The sequence below is a fragment of the Bacillus sp. UMB0728 genome (assembly GCF_002858875.1).
Taxonomy (GTDB): Bacteria; Bacillota; Bacilli; order Bacillales; family Cytobacillaceae; genus Bacillus_AB; species Bacillus_AB infantis.
Map to the genome: position 1 here is coordinate 223,819 of NZ_PKLA01000005.1, position 21,578 is coordinate 245,396.

Genomic DNA, 21,578 nt, shown 5'->3' on the forward strand with positions numbered 1-21,578 from the left:
TTTAATTCATCCAGGCAGCTTCCTTTTGTGGATAAAGGAGCATTTAAGCTTAATAGAAATTAACAAATAATTATTTTGAAGTTCTAGCTAATAAAAGAGTTTTTTGGGAGAGAATGCAGCTGTGAAAAATATATGGCAAGAAGATGATGAATACTATAAATTGGAACCTTTAAAAGATAAAGAAGTAGAAAGAGCAGAAAAAAAACTTAAAGTGAAGTTGCCTAAATCCTATATTTATCTTCTTAAGATCCAGAATGGTGGATATATTAACTATAATTCGTTCCCTTCTAATGTCCCAACATCTTGGGCTGATGATCATATTAATATTGATCACATTTTAGGTATAGGTGAAGAAAAAGGTATATTAGAAAGTGAATACTTAATAAAAGAATGGGGTTTGCCGAAAAATATTGTTTTAGTCTCAGGAAGTGGGCATTCGTGGGTAGCATTAGATTACAGAAATACAAAAGTAGAGCCTACGGTTATATACATTGATATGGAATCTGAACAGATTATTGAATTAGCTCCTAATTTTGACATATTCTTAAATGGATTATACGTAGAAAAAGCAGAACTTGAAGATATTTATCTTGAACAAGAGGGAAGACATTGGACCCCCGATGAACTTAACACAGCCTTATCAACGACTAACGAGCAAGAGATTACCCTCGCTTTGAACTATCTTTATGAAAATACTAAGGGAAATGAACATTTAATTGAACAAAGCTTGGTTGTTCTCCTTCAAAATCCTGTTATTGATATCAAACAGTTAGCAGTCAATTTTGCTCATCATTTCAATGAAGAAGGAATACTTTCTTCTGTAGTGGTTCAAGAAATGATATCAATTATACGGAAGGACAAGGAAATTGATTATTATGCCGATATGTATTTCAGTGAAAAACTGAGATGACATCTTCAGCTACCGGGAGCTTAAATTCCAAATCGCTGCCAAAACTGGCGGCTTTTTTATTTTATAAAAGGAGCAGGTATCCTTTGATTAAAATTAATTGTAACCTTTCTTGCAGCTCAAACGATTAATACTTGAAGACTAAACAAGGAGGGAACCATTTGGCCGGCAATGAAAGGTTAGGGGAGAGAATCGATCAGATCTATAAGAGTCATTATTTGGATGTATATCGTTTTCTTATTTGCTTTACTGGTAACCAGAATGATGCCGAGGACTTAACTCAAGAAGTTTTTTTACGAATCCTGAATAACTTGACCAGAGGCAAAAATATTGACCATCAAAGAACTTGGATTTTCTCCATTGCAAAGCATGTTGCCATTGACCATTATAGAAAAAGGAGATTTTCTTCCCTTTTTACCGACAGCTTCTTTAAACATATTGTCTCGGCCGAAAAGGAACCGGGAGAATTAATGGAGGAAAATGAAATGAAAAGGATTGTTCATGGTGCTATATCTGAGCTGAAAACAAAGTATAGGACTGTAGTGATCCTAAGAGGCATTAATGAATTTTCAATCCGGGAAACATCCGAGATCCTTCAATGCAGCGAGTCAAAGGTCAAAGTAGATTATCACAGGGCTTTAAAAATACTTAGGATGAAGCTTGAGTGGGATATAGAGGAGGTCATCGGGAATGCAAACTGATAAAGACTTGTTCGACTTAATAAAGGAAACATATCCAATCAACCCAAGAGAGAAATTTGTCTTGGACACTGCTGATAAACTCAAAAAATCGGCCAGGCAGATAAACAGAAGAAGCCGGCTCAAACAATTTACGGTTGCTTCAGCCAGTATTGCCATGTGCACATTGGCTCTTTCATGGTTCTTCTTTTATGGCGGAAAAGATATCTTTTATAACAACTTCTCCACTCCTCAAAATGAACATTCAGCTTCGACAGCAGCTATAAAAATCCAAGATCCTTTAGTATATATCTACCATTCACACAATCAGGAATCTTTTGTGTCAGAAACCTCAACGAATCACTCAGATGATTTGTTTCACAAAGAAAGAAATATTTCACTGGTGGGTGAGCGGCTTAGACAAGAACTTAAAAATTATGGAATTCATGCTATCCATGATAGCACGAATATTAAGGCGGAATTAGAAGAAAAAAGACTCTCGTATAGCGACGCATATAAAGTTTCCAGAGTACCACTCGAAAATGCCTTATCACATAATAAAAAGCTGAAAATGGTCCTTGATATACACAGAGATTCATCACAGAGAAATCAGTCAACGATTAGCATAGAGGGGAAGGACTATCCTAGAATTGCATTTATAGTGTCGAAATCCAGTGCTAAATACGAAGTGAATTTTAAATTTGCCCAACTGCTGCATGAATATACTGAGGAAAGATACCCCAACTTATCCAGGGGAGTTTTTACTAAGGATACCCCTACTCAAAATTCTTATAATCAAGATCTGTTTGGTAACTCTGTGCTGTTAGAAGTTGGAGGGAAGGAAAATACTTTGGAAGAAGAGTATCGAACTGTTGATGTTCTTTCAGAAGTCATTAGTGAGATCCTTGCCGACTGGAACGAACAAGAAAAGGAGTAAACGATCGCGTTATTTAGTTGGTCTTATATTGAAAGTCTGCTGCCCAAACTTGGCAGCTTTTCTTTTTTAATGCCTCTGCCAAAATTGCAGCTATTCTAGTAGGACTAAGGGAGTTTAGTTTCAGAAGGATTAATTTTTTGAATACCGAATATATAAATGAAGATAGAGGCCCGGCATAAAGTAAAGCTCCTTTTATAGAAAACTTAACCGGACATGTTTTACATTTCCGGAACAACAGATATTGGTAGATCGGCCCTTTCTTAAACAATGACCTATACAAGGAGTGGAACAATGAGAAATAATCCTAAAAGTAAATTGTCCGGTGATCAGCAAGTGTTTGAATTTATGAAACAGCTTGAGCATCCTCTTAAGGAAGAGATAGAAGAAGTGCGCAGAATCATTTTAAGTTCTGATGAGAGATTCACAGAGCATATAAAATGGAATGCGCCGAGTTTTTGCATCGAAAATGATGATCGGATAACCTTCAATCTGAAAGGGAATGCATTTTTTCGCCTTGTGTTTCATTGTGGTGCAAAAGTGAAACCTAAAGCTGCCCAGCCTCTATTTGAAGACCATACCGGATTATTAGAATGGCAGACGAATGATAGAGCTGTGGTGAAGTTTTTTAATGAGAATGATGTAAAAGATAAAGAAGAAAAACTTAGAGTGGTGATAGGGAAATGGATCGGCACAACAAGTTCTAAGGTGATTTCCGATACTGAAGATTGAACTAGATACCGAACGGAGCAGAAAGTCTAAATTAAAAACGCGGGTGGGGGGAATAAGAATCAGTGCTTAGCCATGTTAAAATTTTTTGAAGCTCTTGGGGCATGTGAGGGTTTAAACGATTACCTAGGGTTTAATGTGTTCCTGCTGCAGTAAGTTAAAAAGGTGCCTTGCCCCACTGGAGAAAAACACCTCTTTTTGTTTCCTAAGGGAGAGCCTGTTTCCGCTGTCCCTATTGAGCGGGGAATCCTGACTGAGGGCCTGCCTCAGTCTCAAGAATTAAGAGATTACTCAGCAAGCTTCATCTCATTTCTCTTTTTCATTTCCCCAGGCCGGATCCATACTACATTCCCTTGGTGCTCTGTTTGTTCTTTTAAGTGATCCTGGATTTTCCGGATATGCTCTCCCATGGTCATGACAGTCATGTCGAGCTCTATCAGGTGTGCCTGCTGCTCCATCGTCAGTTCAGATGAGCCCATGGTTTTTTGGCTTAAGTTTTCTGTGATTCCCAATACTTCCTGCATCATTTCAATCAGACGCTGATTTTCGGCTTCCACCTCAGTTGAGTCGCGTTTGATTTCGTGTGATTGCAGTGAAAGTGTATTGATGCTTGAAATCACGCCATCAAAGATATCGATCATCTGCAGGCTCTTATCTTTTCCTTCTTCTAATACCGACACATTCGAACTATACGATTTTTCTTGTTCTTCTATATTTCTGTTCACATCGGTTACGATGGTGTTAATCGTTTCTGCACTCTCTTTGACCTGAACGGACAGCTTGCGGATTTCAGAAGCAACAACTCCGAATCCAGCCCCATTTGAGCCTGCACGGGCAGCTTCAATAGAGGCGTTCAATGCAAGGAGATTTGTCTGGTTGGAGATATAATCGATAGCTCCGAGAGCCTTTGTGACTGCTTTCATTTTCTCAAGGAGCGTCTGGTTATAATCACCGAACTGCTTTGTGAGAGAGATGATTTTTGTGAAAACAATGCTGAAATCGTCGACCTTCAGCTTCCCCTCGTTGGACAGCAGCGTTACATCTGAGGTAGTGGAGTTCGTTACTTCAATAATGGCATCCAGGTTTTGTATCATCCCATTCATTTTTCCTAATTGATCCCCAAAGTACGAAATTAGCTCATGCTGCTTTTGAATATCCTGTACCATATCCATAAGCTGGCCGCCAACCATTTCAGAAGAAGCGCTTACCTGTGTGTTCATTGAAACTAAGTGCCCGCTGTGTGCTTCGAGATGGCGGAGCTCCTGCAGCGACTCCTCGATTGAGGTCTGAGCTGATGAGTTCTTCTCAGCAACCTCCTCATTTTGAGCATTCTCCTGTTTCATCATCCTGGCACAGCCGATGAAGAGGGCTGCCGTAATGACCAGGGTTCCAATAAGAGAAAGTATGAATGAGTCTACGTAATAGTGGAGTGCCGACAGCAGCACAGAAGCCAGGAGGACGGAAGCTGCCATCACAAGATTCTTCTTGTTTTTCATACAGCCAGACTCCTTTTCTGTAAAATACGCTCCAGCCTGAAAGCGAACGGCAGGCCGATTGAATAGACTACAAATATCTTAATTAGATTAAAGGGGATGATAATGAGCAGAACAGCTGATTCAAAATCTTTCACAAGCGGGTTCGCATCGGTGAAAGATGTCAGATACTGATCCATATTCAGTCCGAGCAGGTTCATGATCGCCGGCAATATAAAGTAATAGTTAAGCAGGTACATAGCCGCGAGAAATATACTGATCGAAAGGGTAAAGCTGACCCAGCTCAATTTTTTCTGATAGTGATAAAAAGCGCCTATCATTCCCACAATGAGCGCGCCAGAGCAGAAGTTGGCAATCTGGTTCACCGGCAGTCCCACATAGCTTCCGTGAGTTATATACTCAATGACATTTTTCAGGAATTGAACAAGGATTCCGGCAGCAGGCCCCATTGTAATGGCACCGATTAAGGCAGGAATATCGCTGACATCAAGTGTTAAGAAAACAGGGAAAAAAGGAAGCGGGATTTTAAATAAGTATAAAATAAGGCTAAGTGCTGTTAAAATGCCAATCGAGGCCATTTTCTGAATACGTGACATATGTAAAATCTCCTTTATTCATGATAAAAGGGCAGCCCTAGGGCTACCCTTGGCATTAACCGATAAGTGAGAATCCTATATGTGGTGTTAACAGTTTTGTTGCATGAGCAATTACTTGCGGGTTTGAAGTCTTAACTCCTTTAAACTTGCGCCCTTCTTCCACCTCATGTACGCCGAAGCCCTCCATGTCATAGGCAACCATCATGGATTTGAATACAGGGCTGTCAATAATGAGGAACCATTCGCGCATCAGTTCACTATTCTTTGGAAGCTCAATATAATGAATGCCATCACTTGGATCCATGGCTGCATCATTTTCTCCAAAGATATGAACGTTAGAGTACTCGGCCATAGCCTGGAAACGGTCCAGCACGTTCTTCGTGCGCGAGAACTTTTGAAAGCCTGCATAAACGTTCCCTTGAAGCTTCTTCGTTAGGACGATGTTCTCCATCATTAAGCACATATACTCCAGCTGCGGGACTTTAGTCTCGTATTTTAAAGACTGTGCATTCAACTGGCTTAAGGGAGCATTGTCGAGCTTTTGAGTCTCCCCCTCAACCTGGCCAAAACATTCTCTAAACAATGACAGCTTCTTTAATTCCATGAAAAATCTCCTCCTGTAAGTGGTTGTTAGGTCTTAGGGACCGAGAAAAAAGAACTAGTTCAAAGGTAAAAAAAGTAGTCCGCTACAGCGTGGACTATGCTGGGGTATGGATGAAAAGTATGTATTACTTCTTTCGCTAATTCTTTACCTTACTAAACTCCCTACCTCCTTTACCACGTTAAAACTAATTTAAACACAGTAATATAAAAATTTAAAATCTGAATGTTCTATGAGTCAAGGGGACAGGTCCCTTGGCTCTTTTTCAAAACTGGGCCATGGGGTCTGTCCCCCTGGCACAAATCCTTTTTGGTTTTCTCTGGAAATAGTGTGGTAAATAATAAAGATTAACTAAAGCGGGGAGGCATTCTATGAGAGTCCTTGTGATTGGAACGGAAGACTTGACGGGGGAGCATGTAATCAAGCAGCTGTCGGACAAGCAGCATGAGGCGGTGGCATTGGTTGGGACAAAGAGTAAGGTGGATGAAATGGGAAGGCTGGGGGCAGCGGATGTTTTTGTGCAGGAAAATGATGGTTATGCCAAGGCCTTTTCAGCTTGTGATGCGGTCATTTATGTGGGCGATGCTAGTGCGCGGACGGGTGAAAGCAAGCCGATTCTGATTGACCATCAGTCAGTCATTGATTCGGTGCAGGCGGCAAAGGACCAGGGAGTTAAGCGCTTTCTGCTGATGAGTGCGATGCGTGCGAATGAGACGGACAAAGGCGGTTCAGGAACAGACGGGGCGAAGGATCAGCCTGAGGAGCTTTTAAGAAATGCAGAATTAACTTATACCATATTACGGACAGGCAAGCCTGTAGACAAGCCGGGAAAAGGGAAGATTGAAGCAGCACTTTCTCTTAAAAGTAAGGAAAGTGAAATTCCGAAAGAGGATATCGCGACTGTACTGGTCGAGGCACTGGAACTGGAGGAGGCTTTTAACAGAACCATTGAAGTGTCTTCAGGAGAAATGCCGATCCGCGAGGCATTACAGCAGATAAGCAACTGACTGATACTTAACTATTTTATGAAAAGGGTGATAAGATGTCCAATATGAAAAAATACCTCCCAGCCGTTCTGAAGGGGACTGCGGCACTCGGGGCTGCGGCAGCTGCGACTTATTTCTACCGGAAGGATGACACGCAGCAGCAGCATTCCATCCTGAGGAATTTCCCGCTCCTTGGCAGGGTCAGGTATATGACAGAGAAGATCGGCCCCGAGCTCAGGCAATACTTATTCGAAAGCAATAATGAAGGGACACCTTTTTCCCGGAAAGAGTTCGAGGATATCGTCAAGGCCGGGAAGTATAAGGAGCGTCTGATCGGCTTCGGTTCGGAGCGGGATTTTTCAAAAAGCGGCTATTATATCCGCAACAGCATGTTTCCGAAGCAGCGGGAAGAACTGAGGATCGATAACAGCCAGAAAATCAATACAAAGGTTTATAAAGTGGATGAAGAAGGCCTTATGACAAGGAAGGAACACCGGGAGGAAAGCCAGACAGATCCCTATTTTCTAACAGACGAAGACGCAGTCATCCTTGGCGAGCATACATGCCGGCAGCCGTTCAAGCTGAAAGGGCTTGTCGGGCAGTCTGCGATGAGCTATGGCGCGCTCGGCGACCGGGCGATCACGGCTTTGTCAAAAGGGCTGGGCCTTGCCGGCGGAACATGGATGAATACCGGGGAAGGCGGTCTATCAAAATATCATTTAATCGGAAACCCGGACATCATGATGCAGATCGGGCCGGGCCTGTTCGGCGTCCGGACTCCGGCCGGGGAATTTTCATGGGATGAATTTGAGAAAAAGAGCAAAATTGAGCAAGTGAAGGCATTTGAAATCAAGCTGGCCCAGGGGGCAAAAATCCGCGGAGGCCATATTGAAGGAGAAAAGGTTAACGAAGAAATTGCGGAGATCCGCCTTGTTGAGCCGTGGCAGACGATCAACAGCCCCAACCGATTCTACGAATTTAACAATTATGATGAGCTGTTTCAGTTTGTAGAAAAGATGCGGGATAAAGGCGGCAAGCCGGTTGGCATCAAGATCGTGGTCGGTGATTTGGATTCTCTTGAGGAAATGGCCCAGGTGATGAAGGAAACAGGAATGGGCCCTGACTTTATCACTGTCGATGGCGGCGAAGGCGGGACAGGCGCCACCTATCAGGAGCTTGCCGATGCAGTGGGGCTGCCTATTGGATCTGCGCTGCCGGCTGTTGATGAAATGCTGGTTAAATATAAAGTCCGCGACAGGGTGAAGCTGATCGCATCAGGCAAACTGATTACCCCGGATAAAGTTGCGATTGCTCTTGCCATGGGGGCAGATCTCGTCAACATCGCCCGCGGATTCATGATCAGCGTCGGCTGCATCATGGCGGAGAAATGCCATACCAACCACTGCCCTGCCGGTGTCGCCACAACCGACCCGAAGCTTCAGGATGGGCTGGTCATTGAGGAAAAACAATACCGGGTAGCCAATTATGTGGTTTCCCTCCGTGAAGGGCTGTTCAATCTGGCTGCAGCTGCTGGCCTTGATACCCCGACAAAATTCGAGCGGAAGCATCTCGTCTATAAAGACGAATGGGGAAGAGTTTCAGCTGTCCAGGATATGATCCTTACACCGAAAAAGGTAGATGAAATACAGGAGAAGGAACAAGAGTGAGCCAGGGGGACAGACCCCTTGGCTCAAACGAGCCAGAGGGTCTGTCCCCCTGGCTCATTTTTGATATAATATGAAGTTATATACGTTATTGGCGGTGATTTGGAGAGTGAAGAGTGTTAAGGTTAGTGATTTGGTTGAGAGGTTTTCGTTGAAGGTGCTGGCTGGAAAGGATAATCTGGATAAGCTGATCACTCAGTCGAGGGTGCACAGGCCGGGCTTGGAATTTGTGGGGCATTTTGATTTTTTCCCAACAGACCGGATTCAGATTTTGGGAAGAAAAGAGATCAACTTTTTACATAAGCAGACAGAAGAGGAACGGAAAATACGGATTGGCAATATCGTCAACTATCACCCGCCATGCTTTATTGTAACAACAGGTGATAAGGGGCTGACGTACCTAAGGCATTATTGCAATGAGTACGGCATTCCGCTGCTGACAACTGAAATTCCTGAAACTACGTCCGACTATATTTCCCAGCTGGATGCCTACTTGGTTAAAGAGCTGGCAGAGGAAACCTATGTTCACGGAGTTTGTGTGAATGTGTATGGAATGGGGATCCTGCTGCGGGGGAATTCGGGAGTGGGGAAGAGTGAAACAGCTCATACGCTGATTGGCCGGGGACACAGGCTTGTGGCAGATGATATTGTCGTGCTGAAAAAGCTTAGCCCGCAGACGCTCTTAGGGACGCATGATGAAAAAACAAAAGAGTTTCTGGCCCTCCGCAGTGTTGGGCTGATCAATGTGGTCCGCTCTTATGGACTGAAGGCATTCCAGAATGAAACACGGATTTCGCTGGATATCCAATTAACGAAATGGGAAAAGAATTCGCTTAACAATGATTTAGAGCATCAGCCTGATTTCACGGAATATCTGGGCGTTAAAGTGCCATCAATGGAAATCCAGCTTCAGCCAGGCCGTGACGTGGCCGGGTTGATCGAGGCAGCTGCGAACAACTGGTATTTGCGGCAGCAGGGGTACAGCGCTGCATCGGATTTCATGAGCAGACTGGATAGTGAATTTTAACTGTTTAAAGAAGGGCCTTGCGGGGCTCTTTTTTTGTGCTTCTTTCCTGCTGCATAAATAGAGCGGGGGAAAATGAAACATTACAGCTTTTGTTTCGTCTATAATAAAGATGAATTATTTGGAAATTTTGTCTGTTTGCAGAGGGAAGGGATACTTTTGAAAAGAGCAGCGGCATTCTTACTCATCCTGCTGTTATTAGCAGGCTGCAGTGGTGTTCAGCATAATACAGATTTAGAAAAGTCTATTTCTGATATTGTGAAAGATAAAGATAGCAATGAGATACCTCTTGACTCATTGGCGGATTTCGATTGGGAAAAGGCCTTTTTATTTACGCCGTATAGTCCTCAAGAGCATATAGAGGAACAGTTAGGTGTCTCTTTTAACGATCCCAGCAGCATTGACTTTAGAGATGATATTTATCTGCTGGTCTTCATGAACGATGGTGAAGTGGTGCAGTATGCTGAAGTGGAAAGGCAGGGGGCTGATTTTACGATCGGGGAAGGGGAATATTTGACGCCTGCTGAGGATGTTATCACGATTGAAAGACCATAGATATAACATCATATTCAAAAGAACTTATAGAAAATACAAAGCTGGTAAATATTGAACCAGCCGATAACTGATTGAGCCTGCTGATGTTCAGTTTTAAGGCAAGCTTTTCAGCATGAGCTCGTCAGAAAGCATTGTTCCGGAGGGAATTTGATTTGAGATTCTTTTTAGCTGTTCCGTTATTAATGATCGGGAGTTTTTTAATAAGCATCACCGTAGATCGTTTAGGCAGCACCGGCAATTTTATCATGCACGCCATGGGTGTGGCCATTAATTTATTTGCTGTCTTTTATATATGGAAAAGAAAGGCGAAGCTGGAGGGACAGGATGATAAGAAATAATATTCGGGCCATTGCGATCTGTGTGTTCAGAAAAGATGACTCGATACTTGTGGCTGAGGGGTTCGACAAAGTTAAGCAGGACTATTTCTACCGTCCGATTGGCGGGGGGATTGAGTTTGGCGAAAAAAGCACTGAAGCGCTGGAAAGAGAAGTGTTCGAGGAAATTGGGGCAAACGTTAGGAATCTCATTCATTTAGGGACCCTTGAAAATATCTTTACCTACAATGGGATTCCCCGCCATGAGTTCGTTTTTGTCTATGATGGGGAGTTTGTTGATCCTTCCTTCTATCAAAAACCATCTTTTATGGGTCTTGAGGATAATGGGGAAGAGTTCAAGTTAATGTGGAAGCCTATCAATGAGTTTCGGGATAAGGGATTACGGCTGGTCCCTGAGGAACTATTAGCGCTGATTCAATAGACAGGGGGAGTAAGGTTGAAAAAAATACTCTTGTTATTTTTTTCCTTGATGTTTTTAGCTGCCTGTTCGAAAGAAGTGAACACTTATGACTATCGATTTGTCGGGGAAAGCGACCATTGGGAAGCGGAGTACGTATTTAAAGGAACAGAGGTGTGGGGCGAGAAAAATGGAAGCCGCACATACTCTAACGAAAATAATGATGAGTTCTTTTTAGAGTATAAAGGGCCTTTAGAAGAGCTTTCATCCATGAAAAAAATAGAGTACTCTTATGAAACGTCAGCAGGGAGGGGAAGCGGCGCAACAAAATTTGATGCACCGCCGACGAAAAAGGTTTTTAAAAGCAGCGGATCTTCGGAGAATAGCGGCATAGTGAATGAGGATGATATTATCAAAGTTTATGTAAAATGGGATGATGCCGAGGAGACTTTTGAACTGCACAGAGAAAAGCAGTAAACTTTTAAATTAGTAAAAGAGAGGTTCCGATTAATGTCTGTAAAAAAACGGTTTTTCATCGGAATAGCCATTGCGGCTGTTTTCTCCTTCATTTGGCTTCTGCCTGCTCGGGGGAGCGAGGCACAAATTGCTAATGAGATTGCGAAAAAAACAAACGGAGTCAGTATAGACCATATCGATATGATTGATAACCATCTATCCGTTGCTTTTCTGCACACTGCAGCAGGTGAGGAAAGGGAAATGTATTTAGAGAGGTCGTTATTTTCTTGGGAGGCCAAAAAAGAGTTTGCCTTTACACCGGAAGGAATACATGACCCGATTCACCTTGCCTTCTTCACTTCGCCATTTACAGGTGAAGAAGAATACAACGCTGTGATTCTTCGGGTATTTGATAAAGAAATAGACCGTGTTGAAATAGTAAAGGGAGATCAAACTATTCACAACTTCAAGCTTCTTACTAAAGCTGCGGATGAAAAGTTTGGACTATTCAGAACAGATAGCGATGAAATCTATGATGCTGAATATATTGCTTACAATGCAGAAGGAGAAGTGGTTTTTAAGAACAAGTTATCTTAAAGACCTGTCCCTTTGTCCTAAAAAGGAGGCTCGCATCGATCAGGATGATTACTTTTGGAGAAAAAATTGAGAAAATAGAATATACCAGCAGACCGGCTGTCTACGGACTGTTTCTTCACCCGGAGAATGGGAAAGTCGCTGTCATACAGACCGGGGACGGAAAGTATTTTCTTCCCGGCGGAGGAATAGAGGCCAGGGAGACGCATGAAGAATGCATGAAAAGAGAGGCTCTTGAAGAAATGGGGACCGAGATTGAACTCGGTCCTTTTCTGGGGCAGGCACAAAGATATTTTTACTCTACCAATGAATATAAATACTATTTGAGCGAAGGGTATTTCTACTTATGTGAAATCGTCAGGCAAATAAGCCTGCCGCTGGAAGAGGACCATACGCTGATATGGCTGGATCCTTTGGAAGCTGAAGCAGGTCTGTTTCATGAGCACCAGGGATGGGCAGTGAAGGAAGCGTTGAAAATACATAGTTTAAGTAAGGGGGAAAGCAGATGATTTACCGCAGAAAAAGCTATAAAGTGGATGAAAGCATTGTAGAAGATTTCAATCTTCATTTTAATCAGACGCTGCTGCCGGCCCAGCTGAAATACGGGTCAAGGCTGGTCGGAAGATGGATGGGACAGCCGGCAGAAGGGGCAGTCGAAATCTTTGCAATATGGCAATATGACAGCCGTGAAGCATATGAAAACATTGAAAACAATGTGAGACATGATAAAGAGCACGTCCAGCGTGTGCAGGATTGGTTTGAGAAAATGGGCGGTAGGGAGAATCTGGGCAGGATATTTTTTAAGGTGGATGAGGACTTTTTGGAGACTACGGTACCTGAAGGACATACGATTCTTTCATGCTAGTAGTGAAAAAAGTTCAAGTATCAGTTGCGAGGAGGAAAGGTGAACAATAAGGAGGCAGGCCCATTGAAAAAATTCTTTTTATCTTTGACCGGCGGAATCCTGCTTGGCGGTATCCTATCATACTTTTTCCTGGACTATGAGGACTCAAATTATGTTTTGCTGAACTATTATGGAGCAGATAAGAAGATAGTAAAAGAATGGGATTTTCAATTTATCTCCAATGCGGGCTTTATCATCATTGGATTGTCGGTTCTGATTTTTTTGATATGGACGTATTTCGAGAGAAGATCGAATGGTTTTTGAGATGTAAGTAATATTTTTTTCTAACCTGGAGGGTAAGCGGTGGAGCAGAGACTACTCACATTTGGGTATATATTGTTTTTTTCAGGAATCGTTTTATTCGGCTTCATGCATCTGGCAATTGCTGCATATATGCCCCATCTGACCGGCTGGAGCAATCCGCCGGGAAAACTGGCATCAGTGCTTACTGACATAGCAGGCTGGGTTCCCTATGTTCTAAGTATTGCGTTAATAGCAGCAGGCATCTTGATTGTCATTTACCATTTGTTTTTTTTCAAGAAAGGTGACTGACAAGAAGGGAGGGAAATGGCAGGATGGATACCCCGCAAAAAAGCATAATAAGATATCGTATTGTTCTCTTCATAATGGCATTCATGATTGAGGGGGGAATGATCTATTATTTTCATACGCCGAAAAATTCAATTGAATTATACCAGGATCTTTCTTTTGCAGCCGATTTTGAAGAAGCACAAAAGCTGAGCTTAAAAGGATACGAGGAGCATTTTAAGAAAAAGGACTTTGATTATATAAACAGCCCAGATCATAGCGCCAATAGCATAGGCCAATTCACATTGTTTGAGTATGATGATAAATCTTATATTATCAAAACTTCACCAGGAACAACGAAGTTTAAAGTCCTTGCTGTCGAAGAGCTTCCGGCAGATATAAGGGATTATTTTGTTGGAATGTCGGAGTAGGAGGGAAGCGGGTTGTGCCGATATCTATTGTATTTCTTAATTGGTATAACGATTTTCACATCTGCGGGTTGCTCTAATGAAGGCGAAAGCACGGCAGTTTCCATTGACGCCATTGATGCAGAAGAAGTTTTAAGGCTGGATCCGGATGCTGATATTTTTCAGTATGATGGTGTCATCTACCAAACGAATATAGATTGGGTCGAAGAATTGTCATTAAAAAAGGACGCTCAAATTGGTGAAATACAATCCAGGAATGAGAACGATACAGATTTTGAAGATGCTATGTCGAATAAGCTTCCTGTCGGTGCAAGGATATTCTCTGCTAGGGAGAGAGAAGATATTTTACTAGTGGAGTCCGAGGGGAAGGTTTTGAAGTATCTGGCGATTGTTGAGGGATAATGGAAGAGTAATGAGGTACACTGAAGTCAATTTAAAATAGCTCCAACCGGGCTATTTTTTTTGCCTGATCTGATTCCGAAAAGCAGAAAGCAGGTGAAGGTGAAGCATGGCTGAATTAACCAGGATGTCACTTATATGCGTCGCTATCAATCTAATCTCAAATATACTATTTTTCCTCATAGGAGACTGGGGCGGATTATTTACCATGCTGTTAACTTTAAGCAATTTGGTATTGCCAATGTTTCTGTCATTTACAGGCGTTCTTTTAGGAATCGGGGCTTTAGTGTTAAAAGAACCGATCATAAAATCTTTGCTGGCCATAGCAGCAAATATAGGTTACGTGTTGATCTTCTTTTCTGTTATACAAAACTTTTAATAGAATAAAGGATGAAGTAATGAAATATTTTATTGATGACGACCATTGGGATATACTGGGATATAGAAAAGAATTACAGAAGCTATTGCCCAGGTTTAATAAAGAAACAGCCAATTTCCTGAAAAACCACTCTTTCCATGATGGAAAGGTTGTTTCGCTTACGGTTTTGAATAAAGAGAATGGAATAACAAAGGATCCGACCGCAATCCTGATGGTTATTAAGCAGTATGATGAGACAGCTGGTACCTATGAAATTCAGTGGCAGAATGTCCGCAAGTTTTTCATGGACTATGATATCACGCGAAATGTTTATGGCAACAATCCAAAAGAGATTGCATTTGGCGGCAGAAATGGCCTCGATGATTGGGGATATGATGAAATCACTCCGCTGAGCAAAAAGAAGCTGAAGCATGAGATTTACCTGTTTTCACAGACGAAGATAATCATCCATTGTGCCAATATAATAATTAGAAAAGTGAAAGCATAGGGAACACCAAATATACATTTGGTCAGGAGGAAATGATGATATCACTTGCCAGAATCTTGAAATTGCGTAATCTGGAGATTTTCCAAGTAATACGGGACGGAAGAGTTTTAGCGTATAGCATCATTGAGGATACTCGGAATCCTTTTACAGAAGAAGACAAAAAATTGGATCCTTTATGCTTTATGGACGAAGAGGATATTAATGAGATTTTAAATGTTTTCAGGATTGCATTGATTAGCGATAAAAAATTAAGCCAAGCCGATTCGATCACATTAAGAACATTCTTTTCGGAGTTTGTGAACAACACCCATTTGACGAATTTCATCATTCAGGAATATGTTCAAAAGGACTTGTATGAAGAGGAAGATACTATAGAATCTTTCAATAAGATGCTGCAAAAAATAGGGTCGAATTTTGTGATCCAGGATTTTGATGAGAGAAATTGGATATATTTATCGCAAGATTGATATGCAGACGGCTTGCAGTCTTTGTTAACCCAATATTTGCATGGTATGGAAACCTTCATCTTAAGGAGAATAATGCATAACTGCATATTGGGAAGTGATGATTTTGAAAAAAGTAATGCTGCTAGTCATTGGTTTTGTCTTATTAACTGGACATGTATCTGCTTCTGAAATCTTAGAAACGGGAGAAGAAGCGGAGGTAAAAGATCAGGCTGCGAAAACCTTTATTTATGAGTCTTTGCGGGTATGGCTGGATCAGGATATTTCCAGATTGTATCACAAGAAATACAAGGCAGATTCTGTAGAATGGATAGGGCCTGAACGCGAAAAAGTCCGCATATGGATCAGGGAGGTTAAATCTAATCCGGGTCCAGCAGGGTATACCCATGTGATAAGAATATTTTTGCCATATGAGAACGTCATAGTAAATAATAGTAAGGAAGTAAAATCAGCAGATACAGTTATTTACGCTGTTAATGCACGCTTCCTTTCACTTTGTCCTGAGTCCGGCAAATCTGAAAAGGAAATCAAATTACTCCGTACTTTCCATAAGGTGCTTTCTGACACTGAATAATTTTCATTATACAGAAAAAAACAGGCCCTATTTATATAGGGCCTGTCTGTATTATGCGAAGATTAAGCTTTTTGAACGTTAGCTGCTTGAGGTCCGCGAGCACCTTGCTCAACGTCAAATGTTACTTTTTGACCTTCGTCTAAAGATTTGAATCCTTCGCTTTGAATAGCAGAGAAGTGTACGAATACATCGTCTCCACCTTCGCGTTCGATGAAGCCAAAACCTTTTTCTGCATTAAACCATTTAACTGTACCTTGTTCCATTTTTGTTGCCTCCTAGTGCTGCCGCACAATGTATTACTATCCCTGCTCAAAGTATTTATATAGACGAAAAGTCATTAATTAACTTATACCGAACAAAAATAATTCTTTTTCATCATAACAGCAATCGGAAAAAATTGCAAATTATATTCTTGTTTTATTATGGCAATATTTGTTAGGTGGGATGAGTTGCTTAAACGGGTGCCAAATTTTCAATCATTTCTATAATGAAAGCTATATTCCCACAAAGGAGCAGGCAGAAAGTTTTATCCGATATCGAGCTGGGTATAATTTTTTTACGCCGCTATACATAGGTTCAGCTATCTTCCTGGCAGATGAGAAAGTGAAAGTTTTTTTGAAAAAATGAGATAACCATGACACTTATCATGTATGGTATATGACAGCTGGGACTACCGCAAAGATAAAACGTTTTCTATACTTAAATTAACTAATTGAGTGAAGGAGAAACTTCTAAAAATGAACGAACAAAACCCAAGGGCTTTGAGAAAAATGGTTACTCCTTATGAAAAGTCCGATTTACAAAAAAGTATCTGGCAGATTATTAACACATTGGTGCCATTCTTCCTGTTGTGGTACCTGGCTTATAAGAGCATACCGGTCTCTTATTTCCTTACATTAGCGATTTCTGTGGCTGCAGCAGGCTTTTTAGTGAGAATCTTCATTATCTTTCATGACTGCTGCCACTATTCCTTTTTCAAGAACAGGAAGGCGAATCGGATCCTTGGCACGATAACGGGGATTCTGACGCTGCATCCTTTCGACCAGTGGGCACATGACCATTCTGTCCATCATGCCACCAGCAGCAATCTGGACAAGCGCGGGACAGGCGATATTTGGGTACTGACTGTTGAGGAATATTTGGAAGCTTCAACTAAAACCAAAATCTTATACCGTTTGTACAGAAATCCGTTTGTTATGTTCATACTCGGCCCGATTTACGTTTTTGGCATTACCAATCGTTTCAACCGCAAAGGGGCAAAGCCCAAAGAACGGATGAATACGTATATTACGAACCTGGGAATCGCGGCTGTGGCGGGACTTGTATGCTGGGCTATCGGCTGGCAGAACTTCCTGCTCGTTCAGGTGCCGACTTTCATGATTTCGGGTACTCTCGGAGTATGGCTGTTTTATATTCAGCACACGTTTGAGGATTCTTATTTTGAAGAAAATGAGCATTGGGAATATGTAAAAGCAGCCGTTGAAGGAAGCTCATTTTACAAGCTTCCCAAAGTCATGCAGTGGCTGACAGGCAATATCGGTTTCCATCATGTGCACCACCTGAGCCCAAGAGTCCCGAACTATAAGCTTGAAGAAGTGCATAAAAACACGGAACCCTTGCAAAACGTTCCGACCATTACACTGGCAACCAGCCTTCAGTCCTTAAAGTTCCGTCTTTGGGATGAAGATGGGAAGAAATTTGTTGGGTTCAGCCATCTGGGGAAGGCTGCTAAAGCCCAGGAATCAGCACGGCTGGGATCTGATTAATTGATCGGGATATCATGATAAGAGGTTTGTACCTTGCAAAAAAAGTGCTAACATGCGCAAATGATTTGTGCAGTCAGCACTTTTTTTGTTGGATAAAATGTACTTTTTACATTCTGGTGCACCACCGAATGATCGGGCAAATGAGATATGTATAGAACTGCAATTATATGGTGAATTTATTGGTAAAAAAGCAGTCATCTATTAAAATAAACAGGCATAAGAATAGCGGGGGAGTGAACTTTATGGCGTTGGCAAGGGAAAAAGTAACGGTAGAGGTAAACAGTAATGAGTTTGTGTGGGATCCCCAAAACGGGCTCTTTACCTTTGATGGTGCACCAGCGCTTTTATTTTGGGATTCAGCAATAGAATTATTTTTGAAAACCATTGAAGAAGTTTCTGGTGAAGATGTATCTAAAACTGTTTATGAAGCTACGGGATATCGGATGGGCCACCTGGTAACTTCTTATTATACCGGCCGAAGGGACCTCGAACAGCTCCTTGAAGAATATAGTGATATATACAGAAATGCCGGCTGGGGCAACGTCAAAATTGTTCAATATAATTTTGAAGAAAAGAGAGCAACCGTTCAGCTGACCAACAGCTGGGAGCACAGGATTTTTAATCATACAGACAAGGAAAAGGCTGGCGTATTATTGCCGAGCCACTGGGCAGGAGTCTTTACAGGCCTATTTGAACAAAAAGTCTGGTACAAAATCAACAAAAGCCAGCTGGATGGAAACGAATATGACGAAATTGAAATCTTTCCTTCTGATGTTTCACCTACAGAAAATATCTTCGAACTAGCAAGACAAAAAGAGACAGAACATATCCTGGAGCTGGAGCAAAAAGTAAAAGAGAGAACCGAAGAACTTTCCACCCTTGTGAATGAATTATCCACCCCGATTATTCCGGTATTGAAAGGAATTGTTGTCGTCCCGCTTATTGGCAATTTCAACGATGAACGACTATCCAATTTTATCGAACGTTCACTGCTTGAATTTTCCAGGCTGAAAGCCAATTACCTGTTAATTGATCTGACAGGTGTGAAAGGGCTGGACAGCTACACGATAGAAGGCATCCAAAAGCTGATTCTTTCTATCCGCTTGATAGGCGGGGAATGCTTTATTGTCGGTATTTCAGCGGACCAGGCCATACAAATATCACATTCAAACATTCTATTCAGCAAAGTACAAACCTTCTCTACATTACAGCATGGAGTAGAATATGCCATTGGGCAAAACGGTTTTGAGATTAAAGAAAAGAAGGCGTGAAGTGCCTTCTTTTTGTGTTTTTTCGACCTGGTTCCGCCTTCTGACGGCTGCAGATCTATCCACTTAAAAGAGCGCCCCGAAAATACCTGGCTGTAATCATAAGAAATCTTTATGAAGAGTCATCATATACTTGTAATTCCTTTATGGAATGAACTCAGTTAGCATAGAAATATAGATTCTATAGGGAGGGAAAGGAATGGAGGCCAAAATAAGCATTAGAACCGCAGCTCAGGAAGACTTGGACAGCATTGTGCTCATGCTTGCGGATGATGTTCTCGGGAGTACCCGCGAAAGGTATGAGCATCCGCTTCCCGACAGCTACAAAAAAGCATTCCAAGCTATTTCATCTGATCCTAATAATGAGCTGATCGTTGCATGCAGGGGAACTGAAGCCGTTGGGGTTCAGCAAATAACCTTTACACCCTATCTCACACATCAAGGCGGATGGAGGGCTGCGATTGAAGGGGTAAGAACAGCGGCTTCAGTAAGAGGTATGGGAATAGGGTCTGAACTGATTACATGGGCCATTCAGCGTGCAGAAGAACGCGGCTGCCATCTGGTGCAGCTGACAACTGATAAAAAAAGGCCGGATGCGCTGAGATTTTATGAGCGTTTAGGGTTTAAGGCAACACATGAAGGGTTGAAGCTGAAGCTTATATAAAACAAGGCCCTCAGGCTTTTAAAAACAGCGGCCAATCCGGCAGCTGTTTTATTTATGGATTTCTAAAGTTATTCTCAATAAATTTCTCCTCATCAGCTGGCTTCAGAACCCTGTATGCCTTGCCAATCTGGCCGCCATCCATTTCCCAAAAATAATTATGATCCTCTATGATGCCAGTAAAGTCTTCGTTTCTCCACTTCGCTGCTATTTCCAGCAGCGTTTCTTTTTTTTCAAAATCACTCGATTGCAGGATGCTAAAGATTTTTTCAACATTTTCTTTGCTCATCTCGACAGCACCGGTCTTTTTCTCGGCCATGACTTTCTGATGTGTCATAAAGTGCATGGTATCCATGACTTCTTTTTCAGCAGAGCTTTGGTCTACCGGGAATGTTGTAGTTGCCCCTTCCACTTTGGCAACCTGTTCAGGTGCTGCATCTGGATCCCAGGCTTCTTCAAAGGGACCGGACTCTGGCTGAGTTTGTTCTATGCTTTCATTCTGATCTGTGTTATTGGTTGTTTTCATGAAATTGACTGTGATAAAGAGAACCAGGAGCAAGGCGATGGCTGCCAATATGAAGATTATTTTTTTCATGGATGGCTCTTCTCCTTTTCTCCATTATACCACTCGGGTTTCACTGGAATGCTAATATTTGGTATTATAAAAATTGAGAGATGCATAGAAAGGGGAATCTATATTGCACATGTGGAATATCTTGAATTGATTTGTAGAATTGGATAGAGGCAGTGGGCGGTCCTTGTTGGGGGATACGTTTATTTGCTGATCTTAATTCATTCAAGGGATACATGATGCGGCCATATAAATTTCCATTGCCAGGCAGATATTGCGGGTGAAGTTGCATCTCTATTGGCATAATCATAGCGTCCCTGACCAGGAGGAATCTTCATGAAGAGTCAGGACAAAAACGAAGAGCTGCTATCAGGAGGAAATGTCACAAACGTTTATCGTTCTGGAGATACAGTCCGGCGGGAAATGAAGCCTGATAGTAAAAACATCCAAAAGTTATTGCAGTATTTAGAAAATAAAGGATTCAGCTTCGCACCGAGGTTTTTAGGCATTGACGAAAAAAATAGAGAGATCCTGAGCTTTATTGAAGGAGAAGCCGGCAATTATCCTTTAAAAAAATATATGTGGTCTAATGATGCTTTAAAAGAGATTGCAGGAATGCTTCGGCTCTATCATGATGCTGTGAGCGATTTTCCAATGGATGAGAGCTGGCAGCCGATTGATAACACCCCTCAGCCGTTTGAGGTAGTGTGCCACAATGATTTTGCCGTTTATAATATTATTTTCAGGCACGAAAAGCCGGCAGGGATTATAGATTTTGACGTTGCTGCGCCCGGCCCGAGAATTTGGGATATCGCTTATGCTCTTTACACTTGTGTTCCTTTAAGCAGACTGTACCATACGGAAACAGGTGAAGCAGTTTATTATGACCGGTCAAAGGATGCCGAACGCATAAAACAGAGGGTTGCATTATTTTTTCAAACCTATGGTATGGCTGGATTGGAACATGGATATTTAGAGATGGTGCGGCTCCGGGTAGATGGGTTATGCAAAACCATAAGAAGGAAAGCTGAAGAGGGAGACAAGGCGTTTCAAAAGATGATTGATGAAGGGCATCTTGAGCATTACCAGAAGGAACTTCAATTCATTCGTGCACATGGGGAAGAGTGGATCATGTGAGTGAAAAGCGCTATGCCTGGCCGGTTTAGCGCTTTTTTAACGATTATTTAAAAAGCGCTGTCAC

Annotated in this window: 31 protein-coding genes; 26 read left to right on the forward strand and 5 right to left on the reverse strand. The window is 42.0% G+C overall.

Features of this window, described 5'->3' with window-relative positions:
* Nucleotides 1–121: 121 nt before the first annotated feature.
* The 4 genes from CYJ37_RS20435 to CYJ37_RS20450 all read left to right on the forward strand — a co-directional run bounded on the left by CYJ37_RS20435 (nucleotide 122) and on the right by CYJ37_RS20450 (nucleotide 3,250).
* Entirely contained in the window at nucleotides 122–910 is a 789-nt protein-coding gene (locus tag CYJ37_RS20435; RefSeq protein WP_101551477.1) for an SMI1/KNR4 family protein, read from the forward strand.
* A 158-nt stretch (nucleotides 911–1,068) separates the two neighbouring features.
* Entirely contained in the window at nucleotides 1,069–1,608 is a 540-nt protein-coding gene (locus CYJ37_RS20440) for an RNA polymerase sigma factor (protein WP_101551480.1), read from the forward strand.
* Entirely contained in the window at nucleotides 1,598–2,521 is a 924-nt protein-coding gene (locus tag CYJ37_RS20445; protein ID WP_101551482.1) for a stage II sporulation protein P, read from the forward strand. Before CYJ37_RS20440 ends, CYJ37_RS20445 begins: the two co-directional genes overlap by 11 nt.
* A gap of 291 nt (nucleotides 2,522–2,812) precedes the next feature.
* The gene (locus CYJ37_RS20450; protein ID WP_022543444.1) at nucleotides 2,813–3,250 is read left to right on the forward strand and encodes a DUF1801 domain-containing protein; all 438 of its coding nucleotides are present in this window, start codon (nucleotides 2,813–2,815) and stop codon (nucleotides 3,248–3,250) included.
* A gap of 284 nt (nucleotides 3,251–3,534) precedes the next feature.
* Here CYJ37_RS20450 and CYJ37_RS20455 read toward each other — a convergent pair whose 3' ends face one another.
* From CYJ37_RS20455 to CYJ37_RS20465, 3 genes are read right to left on the reverse strand one after another with little or no spacing between them, the layout of a single operon-like run.
* Entirely contained in the window at nucleotides 3,535–4,743 is a 1,209-nt protein-coding gene (locus CYJ37_RS20455; protein WP_101551483.1) for a methyl-accepting chemotaxis protein, read from the reverse strand.
* Nucleotides 4,740–5,336, reverse strand: coding sequence for an ECF transporter S component (locus tag CYJ37_RS20460; protein WP_022543445.1), 597 nt, complete (start codon nucleotides 5,334–5,336; stop codon nucleotides 4,740–4,742). The genes CYJ37_RS20455 and CYJ37_RS20460 overlap by 4 nt, the downstream gene beginning before the upstream one ends.
* A gap of 55 nt (nucleotides 5,337–5,391) precedes the next feature.
* The gene (locus CYJ37_RS20465) at nucleotides 5,392–5,940 is read right to left on the reverse strand and encodes a DICT sensory domain-containing protein (protein ID WP_009791931.1); all 549 of its coding nucleotides are present in this window, start codon (nucleotides 5,938–5,940) and stop codon (nucleotides 5,392–5,394) included.
* A 368-nt stretch (nucleotides 5,941–6,308) separates the two neighbouring features.
* Between CYJ37_RS20465 and CYJ37_RS20470 the strand changes: the two genes are divergently transcribed.
* The 18 genes from CYJ37_RS20470 to CYJ37_RS20555 all read left to right on the forward strand — a co-directional run bounded on the left by CYJ37_RS20470 (nucleotide 6,309) and on the right by CYJ37_RS20555 (nucleotide 16,111).
* On the forward strand, nucleotides 6,309–6,944 hold the full coding sequence (locus CYJ37_RS20470) for an NAD(P)H-binding protein (RefSeq protein ID WP_101551485.1): 636 nt from the start codon (nucleotides 6,309–6,311) through the stop codon (nucleotides 6,942–6,944).
* A gap of 35 nt (nucleotides 6,945–6,979) precedes the next feature.
* Nucleotides 6,980–8,590 (forward strand): FMN-binding glutamate synthase family protein, encoded by a 1,611-nt coding sequence (locus CYJ37_RS20475; RefSeq protein ID WP_101551486.1) that lies wholly within the window; start codon nucleotides 6,980–6,982, stop codon nucleotides 8,588–8,590.
* Nucleotides 8,591–8,696: 106 nt separating this feature from the next.
* Nucleotides 8,697–9,614: an HPr(Ser) kinase/phosphatase gene (gene hprK, locus CYJ37_RS20480; RefSeq protein ID WP_101551488.1), complete on the forward strand. Its 918-nt coding sequence runs from the start codon at nucleotides 8,697–8,699 to the stop codon at nucleotides 9,612–9,614.
* A 72-nt stretch (nucleotides 9,615–9,686) separates the two neighbouring features.
* Nucleotides 9,687–10,166, forward strand: a complete 480-nt coding sequence (locus tag CYJ37_RS20485; RefSeq protein ID WP_101551491.1) for a hypothetical protein — start codon at nucleotides 9,687–9,689, stop codon at nucleotides 10,164–10,166.
* A 152-nt stretch (nucleotides 10,167–10,318) separates the two neighbouring features.
* Entirely contained in the window at nucleotides 10,319–10,504 is a 186-nt protein-coding gene (locus CYJ37_RS20490; protein WP_101551493.1) for a serine kinase, read from the forward strand.
* A complete protein-coding gene (locus CYJ37_RS20495; RefSeq protein ID WP_101551495.1) occupies nucleotides 10,491–10,922 on the forward strand; it encodes an NUDIX hydrolase in 432 nt (143 codons plus the stop codon). The genes CYJ37_RS20490 and CYJ37_RS20495 overlap by 14 nt, the downstream gene beginning before the upstream one ends.
* A 15-nt stretch (nucleotides 10,923–10,937) precedes the next feature.
* Nucleotides 10,938–11,375 carry a hypothetical protein gene (locus CYJ37_RS20500; protein ID WP_257964264.1) on the forward strand — a complete coding sequence of 146 codons (438 nt, stop codon included), beginning with the start codon at nucleotides 10,938–10,940 and terminating at the stop codon, nucleotides 11,373–11,375.
* Nucleotides 11,376–11,408: 33 nt separating this feature from the next.
* Complete coding sequence (locus CYJ37_RS20505) at nucleotides 11,409–11,951, forward strand: hypothetical protein (protein ID WP_101551497.1); 543 nt, start codon at nucleotides 11,409–11,411, stop codon at nucleotides 11,949–11,951.
* Nucleotides 11,952–11,995: 44 nt separating this feature from the next.
* Nucleotides 11,996–12,457, forward strand: coding sequence for an NUDIX hydrolase (locus tag CYJ37_RS20510; RefSeq protein ID WP_101551499.1), 462 nt, complete (start codon nucleotides 11,996–11,998; stop codon nucleotides 12,455–12,457).
* On the forward strand, nucleotides 12,454–12,813 hold the full coding sequence (locus tag CYJ37_RS20515; protein WP_101551501.1) for an NIPSNAP family protein: 360 nt from the start codon (nucleotides 12,454–12,456) through the stop codon (nucleotides 12,811–12,813). Before CYJ37_RS20510 ends, CYJ37_RS20515 begins: the two co-directional genes overlap by 4 nt.
* A 63-nt stretch (nucleotides 12,814–12,876) precedes the next feature.
* Nucleotides 12,877–13,116 (forward strand): hypothetical protein, encoded by a 240-nt coding sequence (locus CYJ37_RS20520; RefSeq protein ID WP_142385288.1) that lies wholly within the window; start codon nucleotides 12,877–12,879, stop codon nucleotides 13,114–13,116.
* Nucleotides 13,117–13,155: 39 nt separating this feature from the next.
* The gene (locus tag CYJ37_RS20525) at nucleotides 13,156–13,404 is read left to right on the forward strand and encodes a hypothetical protein (protein ID WP_101551505.1); all 249 of its coding nucleotides are present in this window, start codon (nucleotides 13,156–13,158) and stop codon (nucleotides 13,402–13,404) included.
* 23 nt (nucleotides 13,405–13,427) lie between these two features.
* Nucleotides 13,428–13,811: a hypothetical protein gene (locus tag CYJ37_RS20530; protein ID WP_257964265.1), complete on the forward strand. Its 384-nt coding sequence runs from the start codon at nucleotides 13,428–13,430 to the stop codon at nucleotides 13,809–13,811.
* A gap of 12 nt (nucleotides 13,812–13,823) precedes the next feature.
* Entirely contained in the window at nucleotides 13,824–14,210 is a 387-nt protein-coding gene (locus CYJ37_RS20535; RefSeq protein ID WP_101551507.1) for a hypothetical protein, read from the forward strand.
* Nucleotides 14,211–14,316: 106 nt separating this feature from the next.
* The gene (locus CYJ37_RS20540; protein ID WP_101551509.1) at nucleotides 14,317–14,586 is read left to right on the forward strand and encodes a hypothetical protein; all 270 of its coding nucleotides are present in this window, start codon (nucleotides 14,317–14,319) and stop codon (nucleotides 14,584–14,586) included.
* Nucleotides 14,587–14,605: 19 nt separating this feature from the next.
* Nucleotides 14,606–15,073, forward strand: a complete 468-nt coding sequence (locus CYJ37_RS20545; RefSeq protein ID WP_101551511.1) for a hypothetical protein — start codon at nucleotides 14,606–14,608, stop codon at nucleotides 15,071–15,073.
* A 35-nt stretch (nucleotides 15,074–15,108) separates the two neighbouring features.
* Nucleotides 15,109–15,540 (forward strand): terpene synthase, encoded by a 432-nt coding sequence (locus CYJ37_RS20550; RefSeq protein ID WP_101551513.1) that lies wholly within the window; start codon nucleotides 15,109–15,111, stop codon nucleotides 15,538–15,540.
* Between the two features lie 103 nt (nucleotides 15,541–15,643).
* A complete protein-coding gene (locus CYJ37_RS20555) occupies nucleotides 15,644–16,111 on the forward strand; it encodes a hypothetical protein (protein ID WP_142385289.1) in 468 nt (155 codons plus the stop codon).
* A gap of 62 nt (nucleotides 16,112–16,173) precedes the next feature.
* Here the strand turns inward: CYJ37_RS20555 and CYJ37_RS20560 are convergent, their stop codons facing one another.
* Nucleotides 16,174–16,374, reverse strand: coding sequence for a cold-shock protein (locus CYJ37_RS20560; RefSeq protein WP_009791915.1), 201 nt, complete (start codon nucleotides 16,372–16,374; stop codon nucleotides 16,174–16,176).
* 507 nt (nucleotides 16,375–16,881) lie between these two features.
* Here CYJ37_RS20560 and CYJ37_RS20565 point away from each other — a divergent pair.
* From CYJ37_RS20565 to CYJ37_RS20575, 3 genes are all read left to right on the forward strand, one after another.
* Nucleotides 16,882–17,877: a fatty acid desaturase gene (locus CYJ37_RS20565; protein ID WP_371931585.1), complete on the forward strand. Its 996-nt coding sequence runs from the start codon at nucleotides 16,882–16,884 to the stop codon at nucleotides 17,875–17,877.
* A gap of 242 nt (nucleotides 17,878–18,119) precedes the next feature.
* Nucleotides 18,120–19,148 carry an STAS domain-containing protein gene (locus CYJ37_RS20570; RefSeq protein WP_009791912.1) on the forward strand — a complete coding sequence of 343 codons (1,029 nt, stop codon included), beginning with the start codon at nucleotides 18,120–18,122 and terminating at the stop codon, nucleotides 19,146–19,148.
* Between the two features lie 196 nt (nucleotides 19,149–19,344).
* On the forward strand, nucleotides 19,345–19,809 hold the full coding sequence (locus tag CYJ37_RS20575) for a GNAT family N-acetyltransferase (protein WP_101551520.1): 465 nt from the start codon (nucleotides 19,345–19,347) through the stop codon (nucleotides 19,807–19,809).
* A gap of 52 nt (nucleotides 19,810–19,861) precedes the next feature.
* Here CYJ37_RS20575 and CYJ37_RS20580 read toward each other — a convergent pair whose 3' ends face one another.
* Nucleotides 19,862–20,401, reverse strand: coding sequence for a DUF6241 domain-containing protein (locus tag CYJ37_RS20580; protein ID WP_101551522.1), 540 nt, complete (start codon nucleotides 20,399–20,401; stop codon nucleotides 19,862–19,864).
* Between the two features lie 312 nt (nucleotides 20,402–20,713).
* Here CYJ37_RS20580 and CYJ37_RS20585 point away from each other — a divergent pair, with 312 nt between their 5' ends.
* Nucleotides 20,714–21,514, forward strand: a complete 801-nt coding sequence (locus tag CYJ37_RS20585; protein WP_101551524.1) for a phosphotransferase — start codon at nucleotides 20,714–20,716, stop codon at nucleotides 21,512–21,514.
* Nucleotides 21,515–21,578 lie beyond the last annotated feature (64 nt).